Source organism: Robinsoniella sp. RHS, assembly GCF_001029355.1.
In the GTDB taxonomy this organism is placed as follows: Bacteria; Bacillota; Clostridia; order Lachnospirales; family Lachnospiraceae; genus Robinsoniella; species Robinsoniella peoriensis.
In genome coordinates, this window is the sequence record NZ_JNGB01000170.1 from 1 (window position 1) to 4,515 (window position 4,515).

The window sequence follows — 4,515 nt, forward strand, 5'->3', positions numbered from 1 at the left end:
GTAATCGGATCGGAATAGGCAAGCTGTTCCAGATGTTCTTTGTTTTTCCTGGTCATCTGATTCATACGGTAAGCAAAAACCATAGATATAATAAAAGCAGAACTTACGATAAGAATAACACCCAGAGTATAATTGTAATTGCCATTTATGATAGATTCCGGTACGATACTTATAATATACCAGTCATTGACGTCAACGGGTATATAGACAGCCCAGTATTTATTTCCTTTGTAGTTATAGCGAACCGTATTTTCAGATCCTGCAGCAAAATCCGACAGAATATTGGCATATGCTTCTTTCGAGAAATCTCCCAAATCCGCCAATTTATATATGTTGTCCACATTGTAGTGATGTGCCGACCTGATAATATATTGACCATTGCTTTTCAGAATATTTGAAAATCCACCGCCCTGGATCAGGGTTGCATCCACGATGTTGCGGAGAATATCAGTGCTGTTAACCGCACATAAAACACCAATCACTTTTTCAGACTGATAAACAGGAACACCGTAATAATTAATATACCCGATTGAATATGGATCTTCGATGGCCTCAGAAATAGAGTTATGCCCGGCCAGAGCTTCCTGAAAAAAAGAATCATTGGAAAAGTCCACATGCTCATATGTATTCCCATTAATGTCTATGAGATCCCCAATACCTTCTGTGTTAATAAAACCCATGCGGATAAAAGTATTAGCATTATTAATCGTTGTTAAAATGGGTGTAAGCTGATCTGTCTCAGTGATGTTCAGATCACCAAGACAGATAGATATACCCGATAAAGTTTCCCAGTCACCATTTATCTGTTTTAAGATCATTGTCTTCTCCTGAGCCGCCAGGTCATACAAATTGTTCAAATCGTTCTTTTCATTCTGACGCATCATAAAATATACGAAGATGCAGCCCAAAATTAAAAAAAGAAAACAGATAATTAGCATTATAATATAAGATAAACTGCGTTTCTTATCGTTCATAAAGTTCTCCCAAGCAGTTGTAAAAGTATTGTCTGTAATCTAGTCCTCTAGTTAAAATCATATCATAGGATCACTCAAATAACAAGTTGGAGTATAGGAAAACCTTTTAAAATATGTTTGAAAAATATATTACATCCAGCTTCCATATAAAGCAGAAATTACATCTTCAATAGGGGACTGCCCTATTACCACATTCCTGATTTCGGAATGTTCATAGGCAAAGCCGGAATTGGGTCGGATATACCAGAATCGAAACGTACTATTTGCATTTTTTCCTGGGTTTTTTCTGAAAATCCATTTTTATATTGAAGTTGAGATTTGAATACTATATTATAGAAGATAAGAATAAATCTAGGAGGTTATACCATGATTCGTACAATTCATGTGGACAAGTTAACGGAAAATATAAAAGAGATGTGCATAGAGGCAAATCATTATTTATCCAAAGATATGGATAAGGTAATGAAAAAGGCTGTAGATATAGAAGAATCTGATCTGGGCAGGCAGATTTTATGCCAGCTGCAGGAGAACCTGGAAATAGCAGGAAAAGATATGATACCCATCTGCCAGGATACAGGTATGGCAGTTATATTTCTGGAAGTAGGGCAGGAAGTACATTTTGAAGGCGGAAGTGTGGAAGATGCTGTTAATGAAGGCGTACGTCAGGGCTATGTAGATGGGTTTTTAAGAAAATCAGTAGTAAATGATCCCATCATACGGGAAAATACCAAAGACAACACACCTGCAATCATTCATTATGAAATAGTTCCCGGCGATAAAGTAAGGATTACTGTAGCGCCAAAGGGGTTTGGAAGTGAAAATATGAGCCGTGTATTTATGCTGAAGCCGGCTGATGGTATAGAAGGCGTAAAGAATGCAGTATTAACTGCAGTAAAAGATGCAGGTCCTAACGCATGTCCGCCAATGGTCGTAGGTGTTGGCATCGGAGGTACATTCGAAAAATGTGCGGTTATGGCTAAGAAAGCACTAACCAGGGAAGCGGGTTCCCATTCAGAAGTAGAATATGTAAAAGAACTGGAAATTGAGTTATTGGATAAAATAAATGGTCTTGGAATCGGACCAGGCGGTCTGGGAGGAAGAGTAACTGCTCTTGCCGTAAATATTAATACATATCCTACCCACATTGCGGGACTTCCCGTTGGCGTAAATATTTGCTGCCATGTTAACAGGCATAGTGTAAGGGAAATATAAAATAGATATAATATAAGAAACAGTGCGGCACTGGAGGGAAAGGTTGAAAGAAAATTATGATGCAGAAAGGATGCCACGATGTGATTCTTTCAACCTGTTTGATTGTGGCAGTATTACAGGCTTGCCTGTAATACTTAATGGGAATAAGTATGGATAAATATATAAATGCACCAATAAGTGAGGAAGATGCAAAAGGACTGCAAGCCGGCGATTATGTTTATATAACGGGGAAAATATACACAGCAAGAGATGCTGCCCACAAAAGAATGCAGGAAGCTTTAGATAAAAATGAGACACTTCCTATAGATGTAAAGAATAATATCATCTATTATATGGGGCCATCTCCGGCAAGGGAAGGACGTCCAATAGGATCGGCGGGTCCCACAACTGCCAGCAGGATGGATAAGTATGCGCCGAAACTGCTGGATCTGGGTCTGCGTGGTATGATAGGCAAAGGGAAAAGGACACCGGAAGTTCTGGCTGCAATTAAAAGAAATAATGCCGTTTACTTTGCCGCAGTAGGGGGAGCTGGTGCATTGTTATCTCAAAGAATTAAAAAATCAACGATAATTGCATATGATGATCTTGGCACAGAAGCAATAAGAGAATTGGAAGTAGAGAATTTTCCGGTTATCGTAGTTGCAGACTGCAAAGGTAACAATCTCTATGAGAGCGCAATAAAACAATATAAGAAAGAGAGCTGATAAATTAGTGGAAAGAATAATTTTGATGGTTTTACGAAATATATTGTTTGTACCTTATTGGGCATGCCAGCTGATTTCATATGCAAAAGAGAATGATAAGCATACGGAGGAGGAAAGGTTTGCATTATTAAGAAAGATAACGATCAATGCAAACAAAGGAGGAAGAGTTACCATTCAGACAACCGGAGAAGAGAATCTGCCGGAAAAAAAAGGCTTCGTACTATTTCCAAACCATCAGGGTTTATTCGATGTACTGGCATTAGTGGAAAGCAGCAGCCATCCGCTGTCAGTTGTCATGAAAAAGGAAGTAGCAAATGTACCCTTCCTGAAGCAGGTGTTTGCAATTATGCGTGCAAAAGCAATTGACAGAGAAGACATCAAGCAGTCTATGCGGGTAATTATGGATGTTACCAGGGAAGTAATGGAGGGTAGAAATTACGTTATATTTGCAGAAGGAACAAGAACAAAGCATCCTAATGATCTGCTGGATTTCAAGGGCGGCAGTTTTAAATCTGCAATAAAAGCAAAATGCCCCATTGTTCCTGTAGCGCTAATAGACTCTTATAAATCCTTTGATACTCATTCTATAAAAAGGATCACCGTACAGGTTCACTATTTAAGCCCAATATATTATGAAGATTACAAAGAGCTAAAGTCCACCGAAATAGCCACTTTAGTAAAAAATAGAATAGAAAAAACGATTAAAGATAATGAATAAAACTTTTTTAAAAAAAGTGATTGACAAATAGAAGTCCCTTTAGTATAATAACTTGTGCGTCACCACAATAGGTGACAAGCAGTATTATATAGGAAATAATGATTCAGGAGAAATACTCAAGTGGCTGAAGAGGCGCCCCTGCTAAGGGTGTAGGTCGTTTGCGCGGCGCGAGGGTTCAAATCCCTCTTTCTCCGCTAATTTATTTCTAACACTGTTTAAAATCTTAAAAGATGGAAACAGTAATATGGTACAAAAACATTTGTAAAAAAATGTAAAAAAGTGCTTGACAATATGTAAGCTAAGTGATAAACTATAAAAGCTGTCAAAACAGCAAAGAAAACATCACAAAAAACTTTTTAAAAAAGTTGTTGACAAACACTTGGCAGTGTGATAAGATATAGAAGTTGCGCTAAAGAGTACAACAGCAAAGAAAAGCAAACAGAACCTTGATAATTGAACAGTGAAACAACCTTGAAAGATTCTATTAAAAGAGATTTCAAAATTAAGAACCGTATCAGAAATGATACAACCTTAAAACAGTAATAAAGGGATAAAATTAGCTAGTAGTTGATTTTTGAACTAAGATCAAAACTTTATTTGAGAGTTTGATCCTGGCTCAGGATGAACGCTGGCGGCGTGCTTAACACATGCAAGTCGAGCGAAGCATTAAAACAGATTTCTTCGGAATGAAGTTTTGATGACTGAGCGGCGGACGGGTGAGTAACGCGTGGGTGACCTGCCTCATACAGGGGGATAACAGACAGAAATGTCTGCTAATACCGCATAAGCGCACAGTGCTGCATGGCACAGTGTGAAAAACTCCGGTGGTATGAGATGGACCCGCGTCTGATTAGCTAGTTGGTAAGGTAACGGCTTACCAAGGCGACGATCAGTAGCCGGCCTGAGA

Annotated in this window: 3 protein-coding genes, 1 tRNA gene, 1 rRNA gene and 1 pseudogene; 5 read left to right on the forward strand and 1 reads right to left on the reverse strand. The window is 38.4% G+C overall.

Going from position 1 to position 4,515, the window contains the following annotated elements:
* Positions 1 to 974 (reverse strand): annotated as a pseudogene (locus RHS_RS27385) (hypothetical protein); the annotation flags it as partial.
* A 366-nt stretch (positions 975 to 1,340) separates the two neighbouring features.
* On the opposite strand from RHS_RS27385, the gene RHS_RS27390 reads away from it, so the two are divergent.
* The 5 genes from RHS_RS27390 to RHS_RS27410 all read left to right on the forward strand — a co-directional run.
* A complete protein-coding gene (locus RHS_RS27390) occupies positions 1,341 to 2,186 on the forward strand; it encodes a fumarate hydratase (RefSeq protein WP_027295455.1) in 846 nt (281 codons plus the stop codon).
* A 149-nt stretch (positions 2,187 to 2,335) separates the two neighbouring features.
* The gene (locus RHS_RS27395; protein ID WP_027295456.1) at positions 2,336 to 2,890 is read left to right on the forward strand and encodes a Fe-S-containing hydro-lyase; all 555 of its coding nucleotides are present in this window, start codon (positions 2,336 to 2,338) and stop codon (positions 2,888 to 2,890) included.
* Between the two features lie 7 nt (positions 2,891 to 2,897).
* Positions 2,898 to 3,608: a 1-acylglycerol-3-phosphate O-acyltransferase gene (locus tag RHS_RS27400; RefSeq protein ID WP_047834964.1), complete on the forward strand. Its 711-nt coding sequence runs from the start codon at positions 2,898 to 2,900 to the stop codon at positions 3,606 to 3,608.
* Between the two features lie 106 nt (positions 3,609 to 3,714).
* Positions 3,715 to 3,802: transfer RNA gene (locus RHS_RS27405), tRNA-Ser, on the forward strand.
* A gap of 399 nt (positions 3,803 to 4,201) precedes the next feature.
* Positions 4,202 to 4,515 (forward strand): 16S ribosomal RNA (locus RHS_RS27410); the annotation flags it as partial.

Bases quoted from the DNA above. Each gene is read 5' to 3' on its own strand.
- RHS_RS27390 (WP_027295455.1), top strand. From the start codon at position 1,341: ATGATTCGTACAATTCATGTGGACAAGTTAACGGAAAATATAAAAGAG.
- RHS_RS27395 (WP_027295456.1), top strand. From the start codon at position 2,336: ATGGATAAATATATAAATGCACCAATAAGTGAGGAAGATGCAAAAGGA.